Annotated in this window: 22 protein-coding genes and 1 pseudogene; 16 read left to right on the forward strand and 7 right to left on the reverse strand. The window is 54.4% G+C overall.

The features are described 5' to 3' along the window. Positions 1-3 precede the first annotated feature (3 nt). Positions 4-1,383: a UDP-N-acetylmuramate:L-alanyl-gamma-D-glutamyl-meso-diaminopimelate ligase gene (gene mpl / locus IMQ48_RS18860; RefSeq protein ID WP_196210214.1), complete on the forward strand. Its 1,380-nt coding sequence runs from the start codon at positions 4-6 to the stop codon at positions 1,381-1,383. A gap of 101 nt (positions 1,384-1,484) precedes the next feature. Here the strand turns inward: mpl and yjgA are convergent, their stop codons facing one another. Next, positions 1,485-2,036 (reverse strand): ribosome biogenesis factor YjgA, encoded by a 552-nt coding sequence (gene yjgA / locus IMQ48_RS18865; protein ID WP_196210215.1) that lies wholly within the window; start codon positions 2,034-2,036, stop codon positions 1,485-1,487. A gap of 95 nt (positions 2,037-2,131) precedes the next feature. Here yjgA and pmbA point away from each other — a divergent pair, with 95 nt between their 5' ends. The 11 genes from pmbA (at position 2,132) to IMQ48_RS18920 (ending at position 11,853) form a co-directional block, all read left to right on the forward strand. After that, positions 2,132-3,484, forward strand: a complete 1,353-nt coding sequence (gene pmbA / locus IMQ48_RS18870) for a metalloprotease PmbA (protein ID WP_096758525.1) — start codon at positions 2,132-2,134, stop codon at positions 3,482-3,484. A 166-nt stretch (positions 3,485-3,650) separates the two neighbouring features. Further along, positions 3,651-4,037: a cytochrome b562 gene (cybC, locus tag IMQ48_RS18875; RefSeq protein WP_196210216.1), complete on the forward strand. Its 387-nt coding sequence runs from the start codon at positions 3,651-3,653 to the stop codon at positions 4,035-4,037. 344 nt (positions 4,038-4,381) lie between these two features. After that, positions 4,382-4,702 carry a glycine dehydrogenase gene (locus tag IMQ48_RS18880; RefSeq protein WP_196210217.1) on the forward strand — a complete coding sequence of 107 codons (321 nt, stop codon included), beginning with the start codon at positions 4,382-4,384 and terminating at the stop codon, positions 4,700-4,702. Between the two features lie 10 nt (positions 4,703-4,712). Next, a complete protein-coding gene (locus IMQ48_RS18885) occupies positions 4,713-5,075 on the forward strand; it encodes an SFCGS family glycine-rich protein (protein WP_096758522.1) in 363 nt (120 codons plus the stop codon). A 2-nt stretch (positions 5,076-5,077) separates the two neighbouring features. After that, positions 5,078-5,377 carry a DUF4312 family protein gene (locus IMQ48_RS18890; protein WP_096758521.1) on the forward strand — a complete coding sequence of 100 codons (300 nt, stop codon included), beginning with the start codon at positions 5,078-5,080 and terminating at the stop codon, positions 5,375-5,377. Positions 5,378-5,399: 22 nt separating this feature from the next. Continuing rightward, positions 5,400-6,176: a DUF4311 domain-containing protein gene (locus IMQ48_RS18895; RefSeq protein WP_096758520.1), complete on the forward strand. Its 777-nt coding sequence runs from the start codon at positions 5,400-5,402 to the stop codon at positions 6,174-6,176. An 11-nt stretch (positions 6,177-6,187) separates the two neighbouring features. Continuing rightward, positions 6,188-6,832, forward strand: a complete 645-nt coding sequence (locus IMQ48_RS18900) for a DUF4310 family protein (RefSeq protein ID WP_096758519.1) — start codon at positions 6,188-6,190, stop codon at positions 6,830-6,832. 113 nt (positions 6,833-6,945) lie between these two features. Then, complete coding sequence (locus tag IMQ48_RS18905; RefSeq protein WP_196210218.1) at positions 6,946-8,079, forward strand: amidohydrolase/deacetylase family metallohydrolase; 1,134 nt, start codon at positions 6,946-6,948, stop codon at positions 8,077-8,079. Continuing rightward, complete coding sequence (locus tag IMQ48_RS18910) at positions 8,063-9,181, forward strand: DgaE family pyridoxal phosphate-dependent ammonia lyase (RefSeq protein WP_196210219.1); 1,119 nt, start codon at positions 8,063-8,065, stop codon at positions 9,179-9,181. The genes IMQ48_RS18905 and IMQ48_RS18910 overlap by 17 nt, the downstream gene beginning before the upstream one ends. Further along, complete coding sequence (locus tag IMQ48_RS18915; RefSeq protein ID WP_196210220.1) at positions 9,178-9,918, forward strand: KDGP aldolase family protein; 741 nt, start codon at positions 9,178-9,180, stop codon at positions 9,916-9,918. The genes IMQ48_RS18910 and IMQ48_RS18915 overlap by 4 nt, the downstream gene beginning before the upstream one ends. 21 nt (positions 9,919-9,939) lie before the next feature. Beyond that, entirely contained in the window at positions 9,940-11,853 is a 1,914-nt protein-coding gene (locus tag IMQ48_RS18920; protein WP_196210221.1) for a BglG family transcription antiterminator, read from the forward strand. Between the two features lie 39 nt (positions 11,854-11,892). Here IMQ48_RS18920 and nrdG read toward each other — a convergent pair whose 3' ends face one another. The 5 genes and pseudogenes from nrdG to treR all read right to left on the reverse strand — a co-directional run bounded on the left by nrdG (position 11,893) and on the right by treR (position 19,203). Next, positions 11,893-12,357: an anaerobic ribonucleoside-triphosphate reductase-activating protein gene (nrdG, locus tag IMQ48_RS18925; protein WP_196210222.1), complete on the reverse strand. Its 465-nt coding sequence runs from the start codon at positions 12,355-12,357 to the stop codon at positions 11,893-11,895. A gap of 120 nt (positions 12,358-12,477) precedes the next feature. Further along, complete coding sequence (nrdD, locus tag IMQ48_RS18930) at positions 12,478-14,616, reverse strand: anaerobic ribonucleoside-triphosphate reductase (protein ID WP_196210223.1); 2,139 nt, start codon at positions 14,614-14,616, stop codon at positions 12,478-12,480. A gap of 407 nt (positions 14,617-15,023) precedes the next feature. Next, positions 15,024-16,676, reverse strand: a complete 1,653-nt coding sequence (gene treC / locus IMQ48_RS18935; protein ID WP_196210224.1) for an alpha,alpha-phosphotrehalase — start codon at positions 16,674-16,676, stop codon at positions 15,024-15,026. Between the two features lie 49 nt (positions 16,677-16,725). Further along, positions 16,726-18,145: pseudogene (gene treB / locus IMQ48_RS18940) on the reverse strand (PTS trehalose transporter subunit IIBC). 110 nt (positions 18,146-18,255) lie between these two features. Then, positions 18,256-19,203 carry a trehalose operon repressor TreR gene (gene treR / locus IMQ48_RS18945; protein WP_196210225.1) on the reverse strand — a complete coding sequence of 316 codons (948 nt, stop codon included), beginning with the start codon at positions 19,201-19,203 and terminating at the stop codon, positions 18,256-18,258. 508 nt (positions 19,204-19,711) lie between these two features. Between treR and mgtA the strand changes: the two genes are divergently transcribed. The 4 genes from mgtA (at position 19,712) to IMQ48_RS18965 (ending at position 25,665) form a co-directional block, all read left to right on the forward strand. Beyond that, the gene (mgtA, locus tag IMQ48_RS18950) at positions 19,712-22,420 is read left to right on the forward strand and encodes a magnesium-translocating P-type ATPase (protein WP_196210257.1); all 2,709 of its coding nucleotides are present in this window, start codon (positions 19,712-19,714) and stop codon (positions 22,418-22,420) included. A gap of 378 nt (positions 22,421-22,798) precedes the next feature. Further along, positions 22,799-23,776 carry a TRAP transporter substrate-binding protein gene (locus IMQ48_RS18955; protein ID WP_196210226.1) on the forward strand — a complete coding sequence of 326 codons (978 nt, stop codon included), beginning with the start codon at positions 22,799-22,801 and terminating at the stop codon, positions 23,774-23,776. Positions 23,777-23,838: 62 nt separating this feature from the next. Further along, positions 23,839-24,348, forward strand: a complete 510-nt coding sequence (locus IMQ48_RS18960; RefSeq protein WP_196210227.1) for a TRAP transporter small permease — start codon at positions 23,839-23,841, stop codon at positions 24,346-24,348. A gap of 30 nt (positions 24,349-24,378) precedes the next feature. Beyond that, entirely contained in the window at positions 24,379-25,665 is a 1,287-nt protein-coding gene (locus IMQ48_RS18965; protein ID WP_045439183.1) for a TRAP transporter large permease, read from the forward strand. A 91-nt stretch (positions 25,666-25,756) separates the two neighbouring features. On the opposite strand, the gene ridA is transcribed toward IMQ48_RS18965, so the two are convergent. Next, on the reverse strand, positions 25,757-26,143 hold the full coding sequence (gene ridA / locus IMQ48_RS18970) for a 2-iminobutanoate/2-iminopropanoate deaminase (protein ID WP_071696512.1): 387 nt from the start codon (positions 26,141-26,143) through the stop codon (positions 25,757-25,759). Between the last annotated feature and the right edge of the window lie 75 nt (positions 26,144-26,218).

Here is a 26,218-nt window from a genome sequence, read left to right on the forward strand (position 1 = left end):
CGTATGCGCATTCATATTTTGGGAATTTGTGGCACCTTCATGGGCGGTCTGGCGATGCTGGCGCGCTCGCTCGGTCATGAAGTAACGGGTTCGGACGCCAATGTGTATCCGCCGATGAGTACCTTACTTGAGAAACAGGGCATCTCCCTGATTCAGGGTTACGATGCCAGCCAGCTTGACCCACAGCCGGACCTGGTGATTATTGGCAATGCCATGACTCGCGGTAATCCGTGCGTGGAAGCGGTGCTGGAGAAGAACATTCCGTTCATGTCTGGCCCGCAGTGGTTGCATGACTTTGTGCTGCGCGATCGCTGGGTGCTGGCGGTAGCGGGAACGCACGGTAAAACCACCACTGCGGGAATGGCGACTTGGATCCTCGAAGTCTGTGGCTATAAGCCGGGTTTCGTCATCGGTGGTGTGCCGGGTAACTTCGAGGTTTCTGCGCGTCTGGGCGAAAGTGACTTTTTCGTTATTGAAGCGGATGAGTACGACTGCGCGTTCTTCGATAAGCGTTCCAAATTTGTGCATTACTGCCCGCGTACGCTGATCCTCAATAACCTTGAGTTTGATCACGCGGACATCTTCGACGATCTGAAAGCCATTCAGAAACAGTTCCACCACCTGGTGCGTATCGTGCCGGGCCAGGGACGCATCATCTACCCGGAAAACGACATCAATCTGAAACAGACGATGGCGATGGGCTGCTGGAGCGAGCAAGAACTGGTCGGCGAGCAAGGCCATTGGTTGGCGAAGAAACTGACCACCGATGCCTCCGAGTGGGAAGTGCTATTAGACGGTGAGAAAGTGGGCGAAGTGAAGTGGGGCCTGGTCGGTGAACACAACATGCACAATGGCCTGATGGCGATTGCCGCTGCCCGCCATGTTGGCGTGACTCCTGCCGATGCCGCCAATGCGCTGGGCTCTTTCATCAACGCCCGTCGTCGTCTTGAACTGCGCGGTGAAGCTCATGGCGTGACGGTGTATGACGATTTTGCCCATCACCCGACGGCGATTCTGGCGACGCTTGCCGCGCTGCGCGGAAAAGTCGGCGGCACGGCGCGGATTATTGCCGTGCTGGAACCGCGCTCTAACACCATGAAAATGGGGCTGTGCAAAGACGATCTGGCGCCGTCGTTAGGTCGTGCTGACGAAGTGTTCCTGCTGCAACCACCGCACATTCCGTGGCTGGTATCAGAAGTCGCGGAAGCCTGCGTTCAGCCAGCTCACTGGAGCGGCGATGTTGACACACTGGCGGACATGGTGGTGAAAACCGCACAGCCTGGCGATCACATTCTGGTGATGAGCAACGGTGGGTTTGGTGGCATCCATCAAAAGCTGCTGGATGGTCTGGCGAAGAAAGCCCAGGCACAAGCGGAAGAGTAAAAAAATGCCCGGTGGCGCGCAATGCTTACCGGGCCTACGATCGACTGTAGGCCGGATCGGGCGTTTACGCCGCCATCCGGCACTTTCAGCATACGAAGAAATTAGACTTCGTTTTCCGCCAGCTCACGCAGATACTGGAAAATCTGACGTGCTGATTTCGGCGGCTTGTTGCCTTCCTGCTCTTTCTTCGCATTGCGTACCAGGGAACGAAGCTGTTGGCGATCGGCGTTCGGCCACAGTCTGAGGACTTCCGCTACCGCATCATCACCTTCAACGATCAAACGATCGCGCAGCTGCTCCAGCTTGTGAAACATTACAACCTGTTGGTTGTGACGGTTCTTCAGCTTATCCAGCGCCTGACGGATAGGATCGACATCGCGCTGGCGCAGCATCTTGCCAATCAGCTGTAGCTGGCGGCGACGGCCTTCCATCTTAATACGCTGTGCCAGCTCAATGGCGGCACGTAAATCCGCATCGAGCGGGATTTTATCCAGCGCATTTTTCCCCAGTTTTACCAGTTCCACGCCCAGGTGTTTCAACTCCTCGGCGTCACGTTTTATTTCACTTTTACTAACCCAGATAATTTCATCGTCTTCGTCTTCGATGTCATCACCGGGAACGTCGTCGAGCCAGTCTTCGGGCTGCTTAGTCATGTCAGGCTCCTTAAAAAAAGAGGCTAATGTTACCAGTTAAGATGCGCACTGAAAAACGGTTCTCTGTTAGACTTCAGAGAAACTCTCTCTACATTATGGCATTTGCGATGAAAGTAATCTCACAAGTTGAAGCGCAGCGTAAGATTCTGGAAGAAGCAGTCTCGACAGCACTGGAATTAGCGTCAGCCCAGTCGGACGGTGCAGAAGTCGCCGTAAGCAAGACGACGGGTATTAGCGTCAGCACCCGTTATGGTGAAGTGGAGAACGTAGAATTCAACAGCGACGGGGCGCTGGGCATTACGGTGTATCACCAGAACCGTAAAGGTAGCGCGTCGTCCACCGATTTAAGTCCACAGGCGATTGCGCGTACCGTGCAGGCCGCGCTGGATATTGCTCGTTACACCTCGCCGGACCCGTGCGCAGGCGTGGCGGATAAAGAACTGCTGGCTTTTGATGCACCAGATTTAGACTTGTTCCACCCGGCGGAAGTCTCGCCTGATGAAGCCATCGAACTGGCGGCACGTGCTGAACAAGCGGCGTTGCAGGCTGATAAGCGCATTACTAACACCGAAGGCGGCAGCTTTAACAGCCACTACGGCATCAAAGTGTTTGGTAACAGCCACGGTATGCTGCAGGGTTACTGCTCCACGCGTCATTCCCTCTCCAGCTGTGTGATCGCCGAAGAGAATGGCGACATGGAACGCGACTACGCCTACACCATTGGCCGTGCAATCGGCGATCTGCAAACGCCGGAATGGGTCGGTGCCGACTGTGCGCGCCGCACTTTATCCCGCCTGTCGCCGCGTAAACTGTCCACTATGAAAGCACCGGTTATTTTCGCCAATGAAGTGGCGACCGGCCTGTTTGGACACCTGGTCGGGGCCATCGCGGGTGGCTCGGTGTATCGTAAATCCACCTTCCTGCTGGACTCGCTGGGCCAACAAATTCTGCCGGAATGGCTGACCATTGAAGAACACCCGCACCTGCTGAAAGGGCTGGCCTCTTCGCCATTCGACAGCGAAGGCGTGCGCACGGAACGTCGCGATATTATCAAGGACGGCGTACTGACCCAGTGGCTGCTGACCAACTACTCTGCTCGTAAACTGGGCCTGAAAAGCACCGGTCATGCCGGTGGCATTCACAACTGGCGTATTCCGGGACAAGGACTAAGCTTCGAGCAGTTGCTTAAAGAGATGGGCACTGGTCTGGTAGTAACCGAGCTGATGGGGCAGGGCGTGAGTGGTATTACCGGCGATTATTCGCGCGGCGCGGCTGGCTTCTGGGTCGAAAACGGTGAAATTCAGTACCCGGTGAGTGAAATCACCATCGCCGGTAACTTGAAAGACATGTGGCGCAATATTGTCACCGTCGGTAACGATATTGAAACGCGCAGTAATATACAGTGTGGTTCTGTGCTGCTGCCGGAGATGAAAATCGCCGGGCAGTGATACTCGTCATACTTCAAGCTGCAGGTGTGTTGGCTTCACGTGTGCACTCCAGTCACTTACTTATGTAAGCTCCTGGGATTCACACGCTTGCCGCCTGCCTGCAACTCGAATTATTTAGAGTATCTGGCGTTTGTTTATTTTTTAATAATAATAAAGGAAGTGAGCAATGCGTAAACACCTGTTAGCGATCGTCGCGGCTTCAACGCTGGTTTTGGGTTCGTCTGCGTTTGCGGCCGATCTCGAAGATGATATGGGGATCCTCAACGACAACCTGAAAATCGTGGAAAAAACGGATAACGCCACTGAACTGAAAGACGCGTTAACCAAAATGCGTGCAGCCGCGCAGGATGCACAAAAAGGAACGCCACCGAAGCTGGAAAATAAATCTCCGGACAGCCCGGAGATGAAAGATTTCCGCCACGGCTTTGACACGCTGATCGGCCAGATCGACGGCGCGTTAAAACTGGCTAACGAAGGTAAAGTCAACGAGGCGAAAGCGGCTGCGGAAGAGCTAAAAACCACCCGTAACGCTTACCATAAGAAGTACCGTTAATTTATGTATCCGGCCTGCGCGACGTCGTAGGCCGGATAAGACACGACAGCGTATCCATCCGGCACCGTCCCCCATAAGTAAACGCTATACCCATCACATTTTTTAACTTTTAACGCCAGCCCGTTTTTCCTGCCGCTTGCGGTTTCCCTGCTATCTCGTGCGATCCCCATCACGTTATCCAGGCGATAAATAACCAATCCCGCCCTTTTTGCGGCACAGATCACTATCGTTGCTCACCTTTCCACTTCGAAGTGGAAAACAACTCGCTACAAACTTTTAACCCCCAGCGCTAATTTACCCTCAGAGCCATTAGTGGGGTAAGACGAGTGAATAACGGAGCTGTAATGAATGACAGGGGGGAACCGGTGACACCGTCTGGTGAACTGGCCGACCGCATGCTGGCAAAGGTGTATGCCCTGTTGCATGCACGCCACATCATTCCCAATGCCGTACAGGAACAAATGCTGACATCGCATGTTCGCGCCATGGCGCACCGCTCGGTGACGGGCGAGCCCTTACCTGAAGTGGATGCCGGTTTATTTGATGAAATTTCAGCCGAATCAATGGCACTTGCCCGCGACATCGTGGCGGAGTTTGGCAACCTTCCTGAAGAAGAGGCCTGGCTGCTGTCGGTACATTTCGAAGTCGCAAAAGAGAACCTTTAAGGAGCAAAAGATGGAACAGATTACCGTGGTGATTGGCGATCGTCTGGGTAAAGGCCAGAAAGTGGCGGCAGGCGTCGAGAAAGCAGGTGGACGTGCGGTCGTGGTACCAGGCGTGGCGGCAGATATGAAGCTGGGCGACATGATGAAAGCGGAAAATGCCACCTTTGGTATTTCGTTTTGCGGCAGCGGCGGCGCGGGAGCTATCACCGCGCAGACCAAATATGGCTACAAAGCCAAATACGGTATGCGCTCAGTTGAAGAGGGCGTCACCGCCATCAACGAAGGTTGCAACGTGCTGGGATTCGGCTTTATGGATAAAGAAGAGCTCGGCGAGCGCCTGGTGCAGGCGTGGCAAAAGAAATACGGCGCTTAAGTATGAAAGAGCAATTCACCACAACGGTGAGAGTCACGGGTAAGGGTGACGCCAAAGCGCGCGCCTTTGCTGATGCCCTGAACCACGTTCAGGCCGCGGTGATGAAAGGGTCGCCGCATATCTTACTGCGTATTGAGCCACAGGATGTGCAGGTTGTTCAAGCGCGTGAAACGGTGCGTAAAGAGGCGTTTTTATTCCTCTTTTTGCGCCGCGAAAGACGCACCTTCAGCGTGGAGCTGGATGTGACCGTCAACGTGACTGCCATCAATCTTGAGAAGGTGGATTTCGTCACGCAACGCTGATTCACTATTAAAAGGCATAATTATGTTCCTGATAATATTAATAAAATCGCTCATCATCGGCGCGCTGGTCGGCGTAGGTGTCGGCGCTGGGGCTGCACGCATGTTTCATGCGCCTACCTCTCAGGGGATGGGCGCGTTTCGTACTCTGGGGGAGCTGAATTCCTGTGAAGGGGATCCTGCTTCTCACTTCTCATTTGGCCTGGGCTTCTTCTTCAACGCCTGGGCTTCATCCGTTGCGGCGGGCGCGTTCACGCAGGACGTTGACCACCGCATCATCCCTAACTGGGGTGCGGCGGCATTGATGCTCAAAAACCGTAATGTCGGTGAAACGCTGCATGACCCCAGACGCATGGCGATTGCCTGTGGCGTGATTGGCATGATTGTTGTGACCTTCCTGAACCTCACTGCGTCATCCGTACCGGCTGCGCTGCAGGTTACCGCCGTGAAGGTGCTGGTACCGGCGGCAAACCTGCTGGTCAACACCGTGATGCCGGTGATCTTCTGGCTGGCGGCGATCGATGCCGGCAAGAAATCGGGCTTCTGGGCGACCGTATTTGGTGGCGCGGCGCAGCTGATTATGGGCAACGCCGTACCGGGTCTGGTACTCGGTATTTTGATTGGTAAAGGCGTCGAAGAGAGCGGCTGGAACCACGTCACTAAAGTGATGATGGTGGCTATCGTCGCACTGTTCGTGCTGAGCGGTTTCTTCCGCGGCTTCGATATGAAGATGATCGAATCCTTCCATCTGACCGTGCCGAACTGGCTGGAACTGATCCACAACTCACTCAGCGGCAAATAACGGAGGCCACAATGGAACAGAATAAAGGTTTTTGGTTCGCCGACTGGTCATTCCCGATCTTCGTGGGCCTGCTCTCCTCCGGCGTCTTTGCCGGGACGCACATGTACTACCTGTATGGCATCGGTGCGTTTAACGAAGTGGCCTTCGTGGCAATGCTGAAAGCGGGAATGGACACCGGTTCTTACGGAGCGGTAGCGGCGTTTGGCGCGAGCTTCCTGTTTGCCCGCATTATTGAAGGTTCGCTGGTGGGGATTTTGGACATCGGCGGGGCCATCCAGACCGGCGTTGGCTTGGGCGTGCCGGCACTGCTGCTGGGTGCTGGCATTATTTTCCCGGTCGCTAACTTTGCTGCCTCGCTGGTCACCGGTCTGGTGATTGGTCTGGCGATTGGCTACATCATCATTCTGGCGCGTAAGTTCACCATCAACCAGAGCGATTCGACCTACGGGGCGGACGTGATGATGGGCGCCGGTAACGCCTCTGGTCGCTTCCTTGGACCGCTGATCATCCTTAGCGCCATGACGGCTTCCATCCCTATCGGCGTCGGTTCTCTGGCCGGGGCGCTGCTGTTTTACCTGTGGCAGAAACCGATCACTGGCGGTGCGATCCTCGGGGCCATGATCCTCGGTTCCATTTTCCCGATTGCGATTAGCTAATTGCCTGATGGCGCTGCGCTTATCAGGCCTACAGCATCGTACTCGTTGTAGGCCGGATAAGACATTTATGTCGCCATCCGGCAACCGATTTCCTCTTTCTACAGGAGAGTGTGATGTTTGATTTACTCCTGCGCCATGCGCGTCTGGTAGACGATACGGTGAGCGATATTGCGGTCAAGGACGGCAAAATTGCGGCGCTGGGCGAGATAACCGATCCGGCGGTGAAAACTGTCGATTTACGCGGTGAGTGCTACGTCAGCGCCGGGTGGATTGATTCTCACGTCCACTGCTACCCGAAATCCCCGATTTATCATGACCAGCCTGACAGCATTGGGATTGCCACCGGCGTGACCACGGTGGTGGATGCCGGCAGCACCGGCGCTGACGATATTGATGATTTCTATACCTTAACTCGCGAAGCGACCACCGACGTTTATGCCTTGCTGAACATTTCCCGTGTGGGGCTGATTGCGCAAAACGAGCTGGCCAATATGGCTAATATCGACGCTGACGCGGTAAAGCAGGCGGTGCAACGTCACCCGGATTTTATTGTCGGCCTGAAGGCGCGGATGAGCAGCAGCGTGGTCGGCGAAAATGGCATTACCCCGCTGGACCACGCCAAAACCATGCAAGCGCAGAATGGTGACCTGCCGCTAATGGTGCACATCGGTAACAACCCGCCGGATCTGGATGAGGTAGCCGAACGCCTGACGGCGGGCGACATTATTACCCACTGCTATAACGGTAAACCGAACCGTATTCTGACGCCAAAAGGCGAACTGCGGGCCTCGGTGACGCGGGCGATTTCGCGCGGCGTACGCCTCGATGTCGGACACGGTACCGCCAGCCTGAGCTTTGCGGTGGCGAAACGCGCTATTAGCTTAGGCATTTTGCCGCACACCATCAGCTCAGACATTTACTGCCGCAACCGTATCAGTGGCCCGGTGCATTCGCTGGCGAATGTAATGTCGAAATTTCTCGCCATCGGTATGTCGCTCCCGCAGGTCATCGAGTGCGTGACCGCCAGTGCCGCCGACGGCCTGCGCCTGAAAAATAAAGGCCGACTTCGGGTTGGTCTGGATGCTGACCTGACCCTCTTTACGCTGAAGCGCCAGCCTACCGTGCTGGTGGATGCAGAAAATATCAGCCTGCAGGCTGAGCAACTGTTGGTGCCGCTTGCTGCAATACGTGCAGGCAAGGGCTATATGACCGAACAAGGGAGCGCGGAACATGCCTTCGATTTTTGAGAAATACCATTTAAAACAGGTGATTAATACCTCTGGCCGTATGACGGCACTCGGCGTCTCCACGCCGCGACCTGAAGTGGTACAGGCCGCGATGGCGGGGATGAATCAGTACTTTGAAATGAAAGATCTGGTCAATAAAACCGGATACTACATCGCGAAGTTGCTCGAGGTTGAGGGCGCCACGGTGGTGTCCTGCGCCTCGGCGGGGATTGCCTTATCGGTGGCGGCGGTGCTGGTGAAAGACAGCGACTGGCTGCTGGAAAACCTGCACGCCACGCCAATCGACAACAACGAAATCGTGCTGCCTCGTGGCCACAACGTTAATTTTGGCGCACCGGTTGGCAGCATGGTGGCGCTTGGCGGCGGCAAGTTAGTCGAGGCTGGTTATGCCAATGAATGCTCGGCGGCGCAGCTGGCAGCCGCTATTTCACCGCGTACGGCGGCCATTCTGTATATCAAATCACATCACTGCGTACAAAAAAGCATGCTCAGCGTAGAGCAGGCCGCCGTGGTCGCACGTACGCATAATTTGCCGCTGATTGTGGATGCGGCGGCGGAAGAGGATTTGCAGTGCTACTACCGTGTCGGCGCGGACCTGGTGATTTACAGCGGCGCCAAGGCGATCGAAGGGCCAACCAGCGGCCTGGTGATTGGTAAAACACAATATGTGGAGTGGGTGAAACGCCAGACTGCGGGCATTGGCCGGGCGATGAAGGTTGGCAAAGAGGGTATTCTCGGGCTGACCTGCGCTATTGAATTGTACCTCAACGCGCAGAAAGAGAGCGGCGCAGAGATGGTCGAAAAAATGACGCCGTTTATTAATACGCTGAATACCTTCAATGGCGTCAGCGCGCGCGTGGTGTGGGACAGCGCAGGGCGCGATATTGCGCGTACCGAAATTAAGTTTGACGAAGCGGTAACCGGGATCGCCACCGGTGAGCTGGTTGAGGCGCTTAAGCAGGGCGAGTATGCGATCTACTTCCGTGGCTACAAGGCCAACGAAGGCATTATTGAAGCGGACGTGCGCAGCGTAGACCGCGCGCAGCTGGAGATTGTGGCTCGTCGTATTGCGGACGTGACCGGGCAGGAGAAAAAAGCATGAAACTGACGCCTAACTTTTATCGCGATCGCGTCTGCCTGAACGTGCTGGCGGGGTCAAAAGAGAACGCCAGCGATATTTACGCGGCGGCCGAAGGTCATGTGCTGGTCGGCGTGCTCTCTAAAAATTACCCGAGCGTTGAAAGCGCGGTGGCGGATATGCGTGAGTACGCGGCGCTTATCGATAATGCACTCTCTGTTGGCCTCGGAGCGGGCGATCCGAATCAGTCGGCGATGGTCAGTGAAATCTCCCGTCATGTGCAGCCGCAGCACGTTAACCAGGTGTTCACCGGCGTGGCGACCAGCCGGGCGCTGCTGGGGCAACGTCAAACGGTGGTCAACGGTCTGGTTTCGCCCACCGGCACGCCGGGCTGGGTGAAGATCTCCACCGGCCCGCTCAGCAGCCAGTCTGCGGATGGCGTGGTACCGGTGGCAACCGCCATTGCACTGCTGAAAGACATGGGCGGCAGCTCGATTAAATACTTTCCGATGGGCGGTCTGCAATGCCGCGACGAGTATAAAGCAGTAGCTGAAGCCTGCGCTCATCATGACTTCTGGCTGGAGCCCACGGGTGGCATCGACCTGGATAACTTCGCTGAGATTTTGCAGATTGCCCTTGATGCCGGTGTGAGCAAAATCATTCCTCACATTTATAGTTCTATTATTGATAAGGTGAGCGGCAACACCCGGCCTGACGATGTGCGCCAGCTGTTGGCAATGACCCGGGCCTGCGTAGGTTAACTGACTAGTGAGGAAACTGATGTGCGATTCCCCAACCAACGTTTAGCGCAGCTGTTTGACATGCTGCAAAGCGAGGCGCTGCCGCAGGATGAGCTGGCGCAGCGGTTGTCGGTTTCCACACGCACGGTCAGGGCTGATATCACCGCATTGAACGCGCTCCTCACCCCGTATGGCGCGCAGTTTGTCCTCAGCAGAGGCAACGGCTACCAGTTGAAAATTGACGATCCAGCAAGCTACCGCGCACTGCAAACGCAGCAGCCCGAGCGGTTGCTGCGCATCCCACGTACCAGCCAGGAGCGGGTACATTGGCTGGTGGTTCGTTTTCTGACATCGGCCTTTTCGCTGAAGCTGGAAGATTTAGCTGATGAATGGTTCATCAGCCGGGCGACGCTGCAAAACGACATGGCGGACGTGCGTGAGCACCTGCAACGGTATCGACTGACGCTGGAAACGCGCCCCCGACATGGGATGAAGCTGTTTGGCAGTGAGATGGCGATCCGCGCCTGTCTGACCGATCTTCTGTGGACGCTGGCGCAGCATGACCCGACCCATCCGCTGGTGATGGAAGAAGCGCTCAATGCAGGTGTCCCACAACAGCTGCAGCCGGTTTTACAGGATATTTTTACCCGCTTTCATATTCGCCTGACCGACGAGGGTGAGCTTTTTCTGCGCTTATATTGTGCAGTGGCGGTACGCCGGATTAGCGAGGGTTATCCGCTGCCGGAATTCGTCGCAGAAGAGGTGGAGAGCGAAGTGTGCCTGGCAACGCGGGAAATTGCATCGGTTCTGCACCAGTTAGCAGACAAACCGCTCTCCGTTTTTGAGGAGAACTGGCTGAAAGTGCATATTGCCGCCCGTCAGGTACAGGAGATCCCTCCCAGCACCATCAATGCCGATGATGACGAAGCGCTGGTCAATTACATCCTGCGTTTTATCAATACCCAGTACAATTACAACCTGATGAACGATCGGCAACTGCATGCCGATCTACTGACCCATATTAAGACCATGATCACCCGGGTACGCTACCAGATCATGATCCCCAATCCGCTGCTGGAAAATATTAAACAGCACTATCCGATGGCATGGGACATGACGCTGGCCGCCGTGTCGGGGTGGGGGAAATACACCCCGTATACCATTAGCGAAAATGAGATTGGCTTCCTCGTGCTGCACATTGGCGTTGGGCTGGAACGTAGTTACAACATCGGTTACCAGCGACAGCCTCGTGTGCTGTTGGTTTGCGACGCGGGAAACGCCATGGTGCGCATGATTGAAGCGGTGCTGGCGCGTAAATATCCGCAGATTGAGGTAGCCGGCACCGTGACGCTGCGCGAATACGAGCAACGGGACGCCATCAGTGAAGACTTCGTGATTTCTACCGCACGGATTAATGAAAAAGATAAGCCCGTGGTGATGATCGCCCCGTTTCCTACTGATTATCAGTTGGAGCAGATAGGTAAGCTGGTGCTGGTGGACCGAACCCGCCCGTGGATGCTGAACAAATTCTTCGATGCTGCCCATTTTCGCATTATTAATGAACAGATGGATCAACAGACGCTGTTCAACACGTTATGTCGCCAACTGCAGGATGAAGGCTTTGTCGATGCGGAATTTCTCGACTCCGTCGTTGAGCGCGAGGCTATCGTCAGCACCCTGCTGGGTGACAGTATTGCCCTGCCTCACTCCCTCGGTTTGCTGGCTAAAAAAACGGTGGTCTATACGGTGCTCGCCCCACAGGGTATCGCCTGGGGAGACGAAACCGCGCACGTGATCTTCTTGCTCGCTATCAGTAAAAGTGAATATGAAGAAGCGATGGCCATCTACGATATTTTTGTCACCTTCCTGCGCGAACGCGCCATGACGCGGCTTTGTGCGTGTCAGAATTTTGCCGAGTTCAAAACGGTCGCCATGGAGTGCGTGAGCCGTTTTTAATAGGCATTTTCCCACCACGGCGATAAAGATGCTGGCAAATTAACGCAAATGATGTACCACCTGGTTGCTGCTGCCGCGCCAGATAAGCGCCGGGTCTTTCAGATCCTGCACAAATTTGCCGTCGACCAGCACGTTGATGAGATCGACTACCTGCATCTGTGCGGCGTTAAGTTCATCAAGCTTGTAGCCGGTCCACACCCAGATGTCTTTCCCAGGACACTCAGCGTGAATGCGCTGTACCAGTTTTAGAATATCCGGCACGTTTTGCGGATGCAGCGGATCGCCGCCGGACAGCGAGATCCCCTGGCGATGAATGCGCGTGTCGTTGAGATCGGCAATGATCTTATCTTCCATCTCTTTGGTAAACGGCTCGCCGGAGTTCAGCCGCCAGGTGCTTTTGTTGTAGCAGCCGGGGCATTCATGCACGCATCCTGATACGAACAGCGTGCAGCGCGTGCCGGGACCGTTGACGATGTCGACGGGGTAATATTGATGGTATTGCATAGAGGATGTCCAGAAAGCATGTAGGCCGGATAAGGTGCTTGCACCGCATCCGGCAACATTGTGATGCCTGATGGCGACGCGATTGCGTCTTATCAGGCCTACGGCCTTTGCAAACGGAAATTAACCGATCTGCCCGTTACCTAAGTGCTTCACGCGGCGCTTCACTTCTTCCTGCTTACCGGCGTTAAACGGACGTGCGTCCGGGCTGCCTAAATAACCGCAGACGCGACGGGTGACCGACACGCGAGCAGCGTCGTGGTTACCGCATTTCGGGCAGGTGAAGCCTTTGCTGGTGCACTCGAACTCACCGGTAAAGCCGCACTCGTAGCATTCATCGATTGGCGTATTGGTCCCGTAATACGGCACATGCTGATAGCTGTAATCCCAGACGTCTTCCAGCGCTTTCAGGTTGTGCTGAATGTTCGGGTATTCGCCGTAGCAAATGAAGCCACCGCTTGCCAGTGGCGGGTACGGCGCTTCGAAATCGATTTTGTCGTACGGGTTAACCTTCTTCTCCACGTCGAGGTGGAAGCTATTGGTGTAGTAACCTTTGTCGGTCACGCCCGGCACCACGCCAAATTCGGCGGTATCCAGACGGCAGAAGCGGTCGCACAGGTTTTCACTTGGCGTGCTGTACAGGCTAAAGCCGTAACCGGTCTCGTCTTTCCACTGATCGACCGCCTGACGCAGGCGTTCAACAATGGCAATGCCTTTGGCGCGAAGCTGCTCGCTATCGTACAGGTGTTCTTCGCCAAACAGCGCGTTGATGGTTTCGTGAATACCGATGTAGCCCAGAGAGATCGACGCGCGGCCGTTTTTAAAGATTTCAGACACATCATCGTCGGCTTTCAGACGCACGCCGCAGGCACCTTCCATATACAGGATTGGCGCCACGCGCGCTTTTACGCCTTCCAGACGCGCGATGCGGGTCATCAGTGCTTTACGCGCCAGTATCAGGCGATCGTCGAGCAGTTTCCAGAAGGTGGCTTCATCACCGTGTGCTTCCAGCGCAATACGCGGCAGGTTGAGGCTGATGACGCCGAGGTTGTTACGCCCGTCGTGAACCTGTTCGCCGTTCTCGTTTTCCCATACGCCGAGGAAGCTGCGACAGCCCATCGGGGTTTTGAACGAACCGGTTACTTTCACTACCTGATCGTAGTTCAGGATGTCCGGATACATACGCTTGCTTGCGCATTCCAGCGCCAGCTGTTTGATGTCGTAGTTCGGATCGCCAAACTTGTGGTTCAGGCCGTCACGAATCGCGAACACCAGTTTCGGGAACACGGCGGTTTTACGATTTTTACCCAGACCGGCAATGCGGTTACGCAGAATGGACTGCTGGATCAAACGTGATTCCCAGCTAGTTCCCAGACCAAAACCAAAGGTTACAAACGGCGTCTGACCGTTGGCGGTATGCAGCGTGTTCACTTCATACTCGAGAGACTGGAATGCGTCGTAGCACTCTTTCTCGGTACGGGAATGCGCATAACCGTCTGCATCCGGGATCTGCCACTCTTCTGCGGTTTTACGGTGCTTGTTAAAGCTCTCGGTCACGAACGGGGCGAGAACTTCGTCGATACGGTTAATGGTGGTGCCGCCGTAAATGTGGCTGGCAACCTGCGCGATAATTTGTGCGGTGACAGCGGTCGCGGTAGAGATAGATTTTGGCGGCTCAATCTCCGCGTTACCCATCTTAAAGCCCTGTGTCAGCATGCCTTTCAGGTCGATCAGCATGCAGTTAAACATTGGGAAGAACGGTGAGTAGTCGAGATCGTGGTAGTGAATATCACCGCGCTCGTGCGCCTGGACCACATCACGTGGCAATAGGTGCTGGCGCGCATAGTGCTTGGCAACAATACCGGCCAGCAGATCGCGCTGGGTCGGGATCACTTTACTGTCTTTGTTGGCGTTTTCGTTCAGCAGCGCGGAGTTGGTTTGCTCAACCAGACCACGAATTTCCTGGTTCAGGCGGCCACGTTTTTCACGTTGGATATCACGGTCGTGGCGATATTCGATGTACGCACGGGCGAGTTGTTTGTACGGGCCAGACATCAGCTGGTTTTCCACCGCTGTCTGGATCTCGTTGATATCGACCTTGCTGCGCTCATTCATCTGGCTGCTAACGACTTCTGCGACGGTGGCACAGTAATCTGCGTCATCGACTCCCGCTGCTTTAGCTGCACGCAGAATGGCTTCTTTGATGCGCTCTGATTTAAACGGCACTTTACAGCCATCTCGTTTCATCACATGCGGTGTCATGATCACTCCATATTTATAAGAACAGGTTATCCACAGAGGTTGGGAAGCGCTCATTGGTTTATTCATCTCTCTATCCAATGACTTCCCGTAATCCAGACCCTATTTATCCACATTTCCACCGTTACCGAGGGAAATGTCGTTGTAGCAATTGTAGCCGATTAATACAACATATTGGGTCGGCGTGCATTTTAAGTTCTATATGTAGTGATTTGCATCAAGGATGTTTACGATTTTATTGATGTAGCGCAAAGTAAAAACTGGAGCGTACAGATGACGGGCAGTACAGCGATTGTAAAGGAGCCTTGGAATATTCTGATTATTTATTCAGCAAAAACAGGAAGGTAAGCTGAGCATATACAGCGAAGCCCGGCAGCGCTATGCGTACCGGGCCAGAAGCTAAAATCAAGCTATTTTTGCAGCCACCAGACGGCTTCAAAAGGGCGCAGCGTCATATCTGCAGGTTGGCTGGCGACCTCATCATAGTTGTGCATCAATACCTGCCAGTTTTCGCGGGAGGAAGTGGGTTGCCAGGGCTGGAAGGTGTTGCTCAGGTTGGCAACGACCAGCAGTCGCTGTCCCTGCCATTCGCGTTGATAGCACCAGATGTGCGGGCTGTCCGGTAACAGATCCTGATAATTGCCCCAGGTGAGAATCGGCTCTGTTTTGCGTAAGGCAATCAGCTTCTGATAGGCGTAAAACACCGAATCGGTTTCCCTTAGCGCTGCAGCAACGTTGATGTCTGCCGCGTTGTCGCATAGGTTGATCCACGGCTCACCCTGGGTAAATCCTGCGTGTTTGCTGGTGTCCCATTGCATTGGCGTGCGACTGTTATCGCGGGATTTACTGGCGAGGATCGCCAACAGTTCTTGCGCATCGCGTCCCTGGCCGTTCAGCTCGGCAAACATGTTATGGCTTTCGACGTCGCGATAATCGGTTATCCGGCGGAAATGTGGGTTGGTCATGCCAATTTCTTCACCCTGGTAGATATAAGGCGTGCCCTGCATCCCGTGTAGCACCATTGCCAGCATTTTGGCGGCTGGAACGCGGTATTGTCCTTCGTCGCCAAAGCGTGAAACGATGCGTGGCTGATCGTGATTACACCAGAACAGCGCGTTCCAGGCCTGATTGTGCATGCCCTGCTGCCAGTGGCGGAACAGGGCTTTCAGCGCCACGTAATCCGGTTTGGCTAACGACCACTTCTCACCATTCGGGTAATCGACTTTCAGGTGGTGGAAGTTAAAGGTCATCGACAATTCGCTGCCGTCCAGTGCGGCGTATTGCTGACAATGTGCCAGCGTGGTGGAGGACATTTCACCCACCGTCATCAGGCTGCGTGGGGTGAAGACATCGCGGTTCATCTCGCGTAAGAATTCATGCACACGCGGGCCGTCGGTATAAAAACGGCGGCCATCGCCGTCAGGATCGCTCGGGAAGTGCTGATCCTTGGAGATCAGATTCACCACGTCGAGGCGCAGTCCGTCTACGCCACGATCGGCCCAGAACTCGCACACTTTTTTTAGCTCGGCGCGTACCGCCGGATTCTCCCAGTTCAGGTCGGCCTGTTCCGGGGCAAAGAGGTGTAGATAATACTGTTCGCTTGCGGCGTGCCAGTCCCAGGCACTGCCGCCAAACTTGGAGCGCCAGTTGTTCGGACAGGCCTCAGGCGTACCATCGCGCCAGATATAGAACTGACGATACGGGCTGTCTTTATCCAGCGCGTCACGAAACCAGGCGTGCTGCGTCGATGTATGGTTAAACACCATATCGAGAATAATGCGTATGCCGCGCGCTTTTGCCTGCGCCACCAGTTCGTCGAAGTCATCCAGCGTGCCGTAGGCCGGGTCGACGGACAGATAGTCAGCTACGTCGTAGCCGTTATCAACTTGTGGCGAAATGTAGAAAGGGGTCAGCCATATCGCATCGACGCCCAGTTTTTGCAGATAGTCGAGGCGCTGCGTGACGCCGCGCAAATCGCCGGTGCCGCTGCCGGTGGTGTCCTGAAAACTCTTGGGGTAAATCTGATAGATAACGCCGTTTTGCCACCAGTGTGGAATAGTCATTGTGGTTTCCTGCAAATGCGAAGGGGTGCAATGGCACCCCAAAAAAGAGTCAGACAATTTGTAATGTGCCCTGACGGTACTTACGTCTGGTAGACGAACGAGGTCAGCACCATCGGGATAACAATCGCGATGACCATCGCCAGGCCAAACACCTGCCAGTAAGTGGGTTGGATGGAGAGGATGCCAGGTATACCACCGACGCCAATTCCGTTCGCCATCACGCCGTTCAGGCCGCACAGCAGACCGGCGAGGCCGGAACCGATCATTGCGCACAGCATCGGGAAGCGGTATTTCAGGTTGATGCCGTACATCGCTGGTTCGGTCACGCCGAGCCAGGCGGAGATAGCGGCAGGTACCGAGATTTCACGTTCGTTTTGCTTGCGGCTGGCGATGATAATCCCTATTACCGCCGAACCCTGGGCGATATTTGACAGTGCGATCAGCGGCCATACCGGCGTACCGCCCATGCTTTGGATCATCTGCATGTCGATGGCGAGCGTGGTTTGGTGTACGCCGGTGATCACCAGCGGGGCGTACAGGAAGCCAAACAGCGCCGCGCCGATCGGGGCAAAACTGCCGGTCATCAGATGACGCACGGCAAAGGCGACGCCATCGCCAATCCAGCGACCAAACGGACCAATAAACGCGTGGGCGAGGAACACCGCGAGGATCAGTGAGCATACCGGAACGATCACCAGATACAGGTAATCCGGGACGAGGCGTTTCAGGCGAGTTTCAATTAATCCAAGTGCCAGACCCGCCAGCAGAGCCGGAATGACCTGCGCCTGATAGCCGACTTTTTCGATAGTAAACAGGCCGAAGTTCCATACTTCCGGCACCTGCTGGCCCAGCAAATATGCGTTCATCAGCTGCGGCGAAACCAGCGTGACGCCGAGCACGATGCCGAGGATCGGCGTGCCGCCCATTTTCTTCACCGCCGACCAGCAGATCCCAACCGGCAGATAGAAGAAGATCGCTTCACCGATTAGCCACAGGAAGTCATAGAGGGTTTTCAGCGACGGGTATATCTGCGCCAATGTCTGACCATTGCTCATTGGCAGATCGCCGATCACATTGCGAAAACCTAAGATCAGGCCGCCGCTGATGAGCGCAGGTAGCAGTGGGAAGAAGATCTCCGCGAAGTGCGAGATCAGTTGCTCGTGCCACTTCATGTTCTGTCGCGCGGCTTTTTTTGCCTGCTCTTTGTCGGCACTGGCCTGTCCGGTGGTGGCCAGCAGCGCTTTGTAGTAATCGCCAACCTCGGTGCCAATCACGACCTGGAACTGCCCGGCGTTGGTGAAGCAACCTTTGACCATCGGCAGCTGTTCGATCTCTTTCGGCCTGGCATTCGCGGGCTGATTCAGCACAAAACGCAGGCGCGTGATGCAATGACTCACCGTGGCTATATTGTCGCGCCCGCCTACCAGCTCAATCAGCCGGTCGATATCCGCTTGTTTTACTTTGCTCATGATTAAGCCCTGTTGTTGACCTGGCGCCAGAGTATATCTTCACTGAATATTTAAAAATGGGAACGTTCCCGAAACGCAGCGAAGATCACAAATTAGCGTTCAGAAAGCGATCAGGAAAGGGTGACGGGAACCACGATTTGTTGGAGTTCGCTGCGGCCGTTGATCTGCTCGATCAGCTGTAAAGCCGCCTGTCGTCCGGCTTCAGCGTAACCAGGATCGACGGTGACGATCTCCGGATGGAGGAATTTCATCAGCGGTGTACTGCCTACGCTCGCCAACTGCAGATGCTCAATGCGCTGTTCCTGCAAATATTTGCTGGCACCAAGAGCCAGGGTATCTGTGGCGCACACTAAAGCGGTGGTCTCCGGAGTAATGACATCGGCGGCGTGTTCATAGCCCTGCTTCATGGCGAGACCCGGCAGGGCGGCAACAGGATGCAGTTTGTGTTTTTTACAAAAGGCCAGGTAGGCTTCATGGCGGCGCTGGCCGGTGGTCACGTCACTGTGCGGAACGCCAAGGAAGCTGATATGGCGGTGTTTGCGATCGTACAAACGCTGCATCAGGGTATGGATTGCGCCTTCATCGTCATAACAGACAGAGGCAAAGCCTTTCGCGTCCCTTGCCAGTAGAACCAGAGAGTCCTGCCAGGAGGCGATCATCGCTTCGGTAATGCCGGTAAAACCGAACAGCACCACGCCGTCAATGTTGCGGCGTTTGAGCATACCCAGATGTTCTTCTACTAACTCGGGCGAGAACTGGCTTTCCATCATGATGGGATCGTAACCCTGCTCGTAAAACACGGGCAGCATGGTCTGTACGGCCAGATTCTCGGAAAGTGAGTCCAGGCGCGTGACGATAATTGCCACCACTTTGTCACTTTGCCCACGCATGGCGCGGGCTGAGCGGGAAGGCGAAAAACCGTGCTGATTCATCACCGCCTCAACGCGTTCGCGGGTGCGCTCGCTGACGCCGCTTTCATTGTTGAGGACGCGGGAAACGGTTGATTTTCCCACACCGCTTAAGCGGGCGATGTCTTTAATGGTCAGCCGATTTTGCATCCTGTTTTCCCGTGTCGCGTGTGAAGTTATGCTAAAAGAGAATAACTTTACTCAAGCACAGTGCAATGGGCAAAGTCTGCTTTATACACTTTATCCTTCAGGCAGTCTCTGCGTTGGCTGCGTTCATTTCCCCTGGTCACGTACTCTCTGTACGCGCCTGGGGATTTATTCACTTGCCGTCTTGATGCAACCTGAATGCTATTGTGTATATGTTTAGTTTTAGTGCTTTATCATACCGCCATAATTGTCACAAACCTTATGGTTTTCTGCGTATAATCCGCAGCGCAAATCATTCACTTACCGGAGGCTATATGGATCCCGATCCCACCCCTCTCCCGAAATGGAGAACCCCCTCTTTCCGGTAAGCCCGTTTTCACTGTCTTACCGGATGCGTAAGACAGTGACGTTCTGACGTCCCTGTTGTGATTTTATGATTGCCATCAGGCAAGGCTTTGCCACGCCTGAAGGATTCACTGCACCTGTTGATACCGGTGCAGAGGGACTGCCTATGTTTAAAAATATCACCCGCCAACTGTTTGCCCGGCTGAACCGTCATTTACCGCATCGTCTGGTGCACCGCGATCCGTTACCGAATGCCCAGACCGTTGCCAGCACGCCGATCCCGCCTTCTCTGAGTGAACATTGCCTGCAGATGGCGCTGATGAACGAAGAGGCGCTGTGGAAAACCTTTAACACACACCCTGAAGGCTTGAATGCCGCAGAAGTGGAAAGCGCCCGTGAGCAGCACGGCGAAAACCAGCTGCCAGCGCAGAAACCGTCGCCGTGGTGGGTGCATCTGTGGGTCTGTTACCGCAACCCGTTTAATATTCTGCTCACTATTCTGGGCGGGATCTCTTATGCCACCGAGGATCTGTTTGCCGCAGGTGTGATCGCCCTGATGGTGTGTATCTCGACGCTGTTGAATTTTGTCCAGGAGGCGCGTTCCACTAAAGCGGCGGATGCGCTAAAAGCGATGGTCAGCAACACCGCCACGGTTCTGCGGGTGGTTAACGAGACAGGAGAAAACGGCTGGGTTGAGCTGCCTATCGATCAGCTCGTGCCCGGCGACATCATCAAACTGGCTGCGGGGGATATGATCCCGGCGGATTTACGTATCGTTCAGGCGCGCGATCTGTTTGTGGCGCAGGCCTCGCTGACCGGTGAATCACTGCCGGTTGAGAAAGTGGCGACCAGCCGTGACCCGCAGCAAAACAACCCGCTGGAGTGCGATACCCTGTGCTTTATGGGCACCAACGTGGTGAGCGGTACGGCGCAGGCGATCGTCATTTCTACCGGGGCTAACACCTGGTTTGGGCAGTTGGCAGGTCGCGTGACCGAGCAGGAAAGCGAGCAAAATGCTTTCCAGAAAGGGATCAGCCGCGTCAGTATGCTGCTGATCCGCTTTATGCTGGTGATGGCGCCGATTGTGCTGATCATCAACGGCTATACCAAAGGCGACTGGTGGGAAGCGGCGTTATTTGCCCTGTCCGTGGCGGTAGGTTTAACGCCAGAAATGCTGCCGATGATCGTCACCTCAACGCTGGCGCGTGGGGCTGTGAAGCTGTCAAAACAAAAAGTTATCGTTAAGCACCTCGACGCCATCCAGAACTTTGGTGCGATGGATATTCTGTGCACCGATAAAACCGGTACGCTGACTCAGGATAAAATTGTGCTGGAGAATCATACCGATATCTCCGGTAAGCCCAGCGAGCATGTTCTGCATTCCGCATGGCTGAACAGTCATTATCAGACCGGACTCAAGAACCTGCTGGATACGGCAGTGCTGGAAGGCGTGGATGAAGAGTCGGCGCGTCAACTCTCGACCCGCTGGCAGAAAATCGATGAGATCCCGTTTGATTTCGAACGCCGCCGCATGTCGGTGGTGGTGGCAGAAGTGGGCGATGTACACCAGCTAGTGTGCAAGGGGGCGCTGCAGGAGATCCTCAACGTCTGTACCCAGGTGCGCCACAATGGCGAAATTGTTCCGTTGGACGACAACATGTTGCGTCGGGTGAAGCGCGTGACCGACACGCTGAACCGTCAGGGGCTACGTGTGGTGGCGGTGGCAACTAAATACCTGCCCGCACGTGAAGGGGACTACCAGCGTATTGATGAGTCTGACCTGATCCTTGAAGGGTACATCGCATTCCTCGATCCACCGAAAGAGACCACCGCCCCGGCGCTGAAGGCGCTGAAGGCCAGCGGCATTACGGTGAAAATCCTCACCGGCGACAGCGAACTGGTGGCGGCGAAGGTGTGTCATGAAGTCGGTCTGGATGCAGGAGAGGTGGTGATTGGTAGTCACATTGAAGGATTGAGTGATGACGAGCTGGCAGCGCTTGCCCAGCGCACCACGCTGTTTGCCCGCCTGACGCCGATGCACAAAGAACGCATTGTGACCCTACTCAAACGTGAAGGCCACGTGGTCGGCTTTATGGGGGATGGTATCAACGATGCTCCGGCATTGCGCGCGGCGGACATTGGTATCTCCGTGGATGGTGCGGTCGATATCGCCCGTGAAGCGGCAGACATCATCCTGCTGGAAAAGAGCCTGATGGTGCTGGAAGAAGGGGTGATCGAGGGACGTCGAACCTTCTCCAACATGCTGAAGTACATCAAAATGACGGCCAGTTCTAACTTTGGTAACGTTTTTAGCGTGCTGGTAGCGAGCGCATTTCTGCCGTTCCTGCCAATGCTGCCGTTACACTTGCTTATCCAGAACCTGCTGTACGATGTATCCCAGGTGGCAATCCCGTTTGATAACGTCGATGAAGAGCAGATCAAAAAACCACAGCGCTGGAATCCCGCCGAACTGGGGCGCTTTATGCTGTTCTTTGGACCGATTAGCTCGATCTTCGACATTCTGACCTTTTGCCTGATGTGGTTCTTCTTCCATGCCAATACGCCAGAGCACCAGACGTTGTTCCAGTCGGGTTGGTTTGTGGTGGGACTGCTGTCGCAAACGCTGATTGTGCATATGATCCGTACCCGCCGCGTGCCGTTTATCCAGAGCCGCGCCGCATGGCCGTTAATGTTGATGACGCTGGTAGTGATGGTGGTGGGGATTGCGCTACCATTCTCCCCGCTGGCGGGCTATCTGCAATTGCAGGCACTGCCACTGAGCTACTTCCCGTGGCTGATTGCGATTCTGGCGGGTTACATGACGTTGACCCAATTAGTGAAAGGTTTTTATAGCCGCCGTTACGGCTGGCAATAACCGTTTCGTTTCTCTGCCGAATGGTGCGGGTTCAGCCATTCGGCATTTTTCTTTTTCATTCGAAGATATTCCCTCGCAATATTTGTGTTTTAATTTTATTGAAATACTAACGGGGTAAAGTATTAACATATCCCGTTCTCGCCTTTTGTTTTTTCTCAATAAAACGATCTCCGTTGCAAAAATGAAACAGCGTGCTAAAAATTATTAGCATTGATGTTTTTTTGTGAAGATAGTCATCGAAATAAATTGTTACACCAGCTAGTCTGCTCAGGTAACGTCGTTAAGAAAGTTTCTCACTGCCCATTTTTAATTCCGGCAGTCATTTGCTCTGCACGCCATTTCTATTAATGGAAATTATGAACTTCTGGAGAAGGACAAATGAAACTGACAAAAAACCTGTTAAGTCTGTGTATTGGCGCGTCAGTCTTGCTGGCCAGTCATACCGCGTTAGCCCAAACCTTCCGCGCAGCCGATGTGCATCCGGCTGATTACCCGAACGTTGTTGCCGTGAAGCACATGGGGGAGAAACTCAGTGCGGCAACCGACGGGCGTCTGGAGATTAAAACCTTCCCCGGCGGTGTATTAGGCGACGAAAAACAGATGATTGAGCAGGCGCAATTAGGCGCCATCGATATTATTCGTGTCTCAATGACCCCGGTCGCCGCCATACTCCCTGAAATTAACGTCTTTACCCTGCCGTATATTTTCCGCGATGAAGACCATATGCATAAGGTGCTGGATGGGATGATTGGCCAGGAGATTGGCGACCGTTTGACGGCAAACGGCAAATCACGACTGGTGTTCCTTGGCTGGATGGATGCCGGTACGCGCAACCTGATCACCAAAAACCCAGTTGTGAAGCCAGAGGATTTACACGGGATGAAAATCCGCGTACAGGCCAGTCCAATCGCACTGGATACCTTAAAAGCGATGGGGGCGAACTCCATTGTCATGGGCGTCAGCGAAGTGTTTAGCGGCATGCAGACCGGCGTTATTGATGGCACGGAAAACAACCCGCCAACGTTTGTGGCGCACAACTATTTACCGGTGGTTAAAAACTACACCTGGAGCAAACATTTTATTATTCCTGAGTTATTCCTGTTCTCGAAAACGAAATGGGATAAATTGAAAAAAGAAGATCAGGATCTCATTATTAAGCTCGCGAAAGAAGCGCAGGTAGAACAGCGTAAATTGTGGGAAGCTTATAATGCGAAATCACTGGAAACCATGAAAGCCAATGGTGTGCAGTTCCACGATATTGATACCGATGCTTTCTATAAAGCCACGCAGTCAGTAAGGGATAATTACGGTAAAGATCACCAAGACTTGATCAAACGTATTCAGGATGTGAAGTAGTTCATCAGGCGGATGGTACACGCCATCTGCCTGAGTCTTTTGATTAATTTGAGGTGATGATTATGGGTGAATGCTATTCATCGGTAATGGATTTTTTTTACCGGGTCTCAATGTGGATTGCCGGTATGGCATTATTAGTGATGGTCGCCATTATTCCTGTTGGGATATTTGCACGTTATGTTCTGAACAATGCCCTGTCATGGCCTGAGCCTGTCGCTATTCTCTGTATGGTGACATTCACCTTTATTGGCGCCGCGGTGAGTTATCGCGCAGGTTCGCATATCGCGGTAAGTATGGTGACCGATCGTTTGGGTGAAACCGCCCGCCGTTACTGCTCTCTTGTCGCCGATATTATGCTGACGGCGATTAGCCTGTTTATTCTCTGGTACGGCACCACGCTGTGTCTTGAACTGTGGGAACAGCCGGTGGCGGAATTCCCACTATTAAGCGCCGGGCAAAACTACCTGCCGTTGCCGATTGGCTCTGCCATCACGCTGCTTTTTATTGTTGAGAAGATCTGCCGTGGTCCGCAGTACCAACGTCCTGTTGTCATGCTGGGTTCGACCAGCTAGTTACCGCCCCCATTTCAGAAAGGAAAGCAGATGGATGCATTTATTCTCGTCTTTACGCTCGGCATTATGCTGGCGATTGGGGTACCGGTAGCGTACGCGGTGGGTATTAGCGCGATTATTGGCGCCTGGTACATTGATATCCCGCTGGAAGCGGTGATGATCCAGCTGACCAGCGGGGTGAATAAATTTTCATTGCTGGCGATCCCATTCTTTATTCTGGCCGGGGCGATTATGGCCGAAGGCGGGATTGCGCGTCGGCTGGTGAATTTTGCCTATATTTTCGTGGGCTTTATTCGCGGTGGGCTGTCGCTGGTGAATATTGTGGCCTCCACCTTTTTTGGCGCGATTTCGGGCTCGTCCGTGGCCGACACCGCCTCTATTGGTTCAGTGATGATCCCGGAGATGGACAAAAAAGGTTACCCGCGCGATTTTGCGGCGGCGGTGACCGCCAGCGGATCGGTTCAGGCGATCCTGACGCCGCCCAGCCATAACTCGGTGATTTATTCACTGGCGACCGGCGGCACGGTATCTATCGCCGCGCTGTTCATTGCTGGGATCTTACCGGGTCTGCTGTTGAGCTTTAGCCTGATGGTGATGTGCGTGGCGTTTGCGCACAAACGCGGTTATCCAAAAGGGGAGCGCGTACCGTTTCGCCAGGCGTTGAAGATTTTTGTCGACACGCTGTGGGGCCTGATGACCGTTGTGATCATCATGGGCGGGATCCTCTCAGGTATCTTTACCGCAACGGAATCCGCGGCCATCGCCTGTCTGTGGGCCTTTTTTGTCACTATGTTTATTTATCGTGACTATAAATGGTCTGAGCTGCCGAAGCTGATGTTCCGTACGGTGAAAACGGTCACTATCGTGATGATCCTGATCGGCTTTGCCGCTGCATTCGGCGCCGTTATGACCTATATGCAGTTGCCGATGCGTATCACCGAAGCCTTCACCAGCATCTCGGACAACAAATACGTCATCCTGATGTGCATTAACATCATGCTGCTGCTGATCGGCACGCTGATGGACATGGCGCCGCTGATCCTGATCCTGACTCCGGTCCTGCTGCCGGTGACTAACGCGCTGGGTATCGATCCGGTGCATTTTGGCATGATCATGCTGGTGAACTTAGGGATTGGCCTGATTACGCCGCCGGTAGGATCGGTGCTGTTTGTCGCCAGTGCGGTGAGTAAGCAGAAGATTGAGCAGGTGGTGAAGGCGATGCTGCCGTTCTATGCGGTGCTGTTCCTGGTGCTGATGTTGGTGACGTATATTCCGGCGATTTCGTTGTTCCTGCCGAAATTGTTTGGCGTACTGTAATAAATGCCCGGTGGCGCTCGCGCTTACCGGGCCTGCAAACTACGCTTCCCCAAGCCGGAAAAGGCGAAGCCGCCATCCGGCACAAGAAGGTTTAGCGACGAACGGCGATCGCTTCAATCTCGATTTTCACGTCTTTTGGCAGACGGGCCACTTCCACGCAAGAGCGTGCCGGGAAGGTGGCGTTGTGCTCGGTGAAGAACGCTTCGTAGGTGGCGTTGACGGTTGCGAAATCGTTCAGGTCTTTAACGAAGACCGTAGTTTTTACGATGTCGCCAACTTTCAGGCCTGCTGCTTCTACGATAGCTTTCACGTTTTCCAGCGACTGACGCGCCTGAGCGGACACGTCTTCCGATACTGCACCGGTTTTTGGATCAACCGGGATCTGACCGGAAGTGATAATCATGCTACCCAGGTCTACGCCCTGAACGTATGGGCCGATTGCTGCTGGTGCATTTTCCGTCGCGATAGTCTTGCTCATGATTTCTCCTGAATTACAGCGGTAATAGAATGTTCCCGGCCATTATACACGTCATCCTTCACACTGCCTCCTCGT

This window comes from Citrobacter sp. Res13-Sevr-PEB04-36, from assembly GCF_015672735.1.
Lineage (GTDB): Bacteria > Pseudomonadota > Gammaproteobacteria > Enterobacterales > Enterobacteriaceae > Citrobacter.

Coding starts and splice junctions, on each gene's coding strand:
- mpl (WP_196210214.1), top strand. CDS start 4: ATGCGCATTCATATTTTGGGAATTTGTGGCACCTTCATGGGCGGTCTG.
- yjgA (WP_196210215.1), bottom strand. CDS start 2,036: ATGACTAAGCAGCCCGAAGACTGGCTCGACGACGTTCCCGGTGATGAC.
- pmbA (WP_096758525.1), top strand. CDS start 2,132: ATGGCATTTGCGATGAAAGTAATCTCACAAGTTGAAGCGCAGCGTAAG.
- cybC (WP_196210216.1), top strand. CDS start 3,651: ATGCGTAAACACCTGTTAGCGATCGTCGCGGCTTCAACGCTGGTTTTG.
- IMQ48_RS18880 (WP_196210217.1), top strand. CDS start 4,382: ATGAATGACAGGGGGGAACCGGTGACACCGTCTGGTGAACTGGCCGAC.
- IMQ48_RS18885 (WP_096758522.1), top strand. CDS start 4,713: ATGGAACAGATTACCGTGGTGATTGGCGATCGTCTGGGTAAAGGCCAG.
- IMQ48_RS18890 (WP_096758521.1), top strand. CDS start 5,078: ATGAAAGAGCAATTCACCACAACGGTGAGAGTCACGGGTAAGGGTGAC.
- IMQ48_RS18895 (WP_096758520.1), top strand. CDS start 5,400: ATGTTCCTGATAATATTAATAAAATCGCTCATCATCGGCGCGCTGGTC.
- IMQ48_RS18900 (WP_096758519.1), top strand. CDS start 6,188: ATGGAACAGAATAAAGGTTTTTGGTTCGCCGACTGGTCATTCCCGATC.
- IMQ48_RS18905 (WP_196210218.1), top strand. CDS start 6,946: ATGTTTGATTTACTCCTGCGCCATGCGCGTCTGGTAGACGATACGGTG.
- IMQ48_RS18910 (WP_196210219.1), top strand. CDS start 8,063: ATGCCTTCGATTTTTGAGAAATACCATTTAAAACAGGTGATTAATACC.
- IMQ48_RS18915 (WP_196210220.1), top strand. CDS start 9,178: ATGAAACTGACGCCTAACTTTTATCGCGATCGCGTCTGCCTGAACGTG.
- nrdG (WP_196210222.1), bottom strand. CDS start 12,357: ATGCAATACCATCAATATTACCCCGTCGACATCGTCAACGGTCCCGGC.
- nrdD (WP_196210223.1), bottom strand. CDS start 14,616: ATGACACCGCATGTGATGAAACGAGATGGCTGTAAAGTGCCGTTTAAA.
- treC (WP_196210224.1), bottom strand. CDS start 16,676: ATGACTATTCCACACTGGTGGCAAAACGGCGTTATCTATCAGATTTAC.
- treR (WP_196210225.1), bottom strand. CDS start 19,203: ATGCAAAATCGGCTGACCATTAAAGACATCGCCCGCTTAAGCGGTGTG.
- mgtA (WP_196210257.1), top strand. CDS start 19,712: ATGTTTAAAAATATCACCCGCCAACTGTTTGCCCGGCTGAACCGTCAT.
- IMQ48_RS18955 (WP_196210226.1), top strand. CDS start 22,799: ATGAAACTGACAAAAAACCTGTTAAGTCTGTGTATTGGCGCGTCAGTC.
- IMQ48_RS18960 (WP_196210227.1), top strand. CDS start 23,839: ATGGGTGAATGCTATTCATCGGTAATGGATTTTTTTTACCGGGTCTCA.
- IMQ48_RS18965 (WP_045439183.1), top strand. CDS start 24,379: ATGGATGCATTTATTCTCGTCTTTACGCTCGGCATTATGCTGGCGATT.
- ridA (WP_071696512.1), bottom strand. CDS start 26,143: ATGAGCAAGACTATCGCGACGGAAAATGCACCAGCAGCAATCGGCCCA.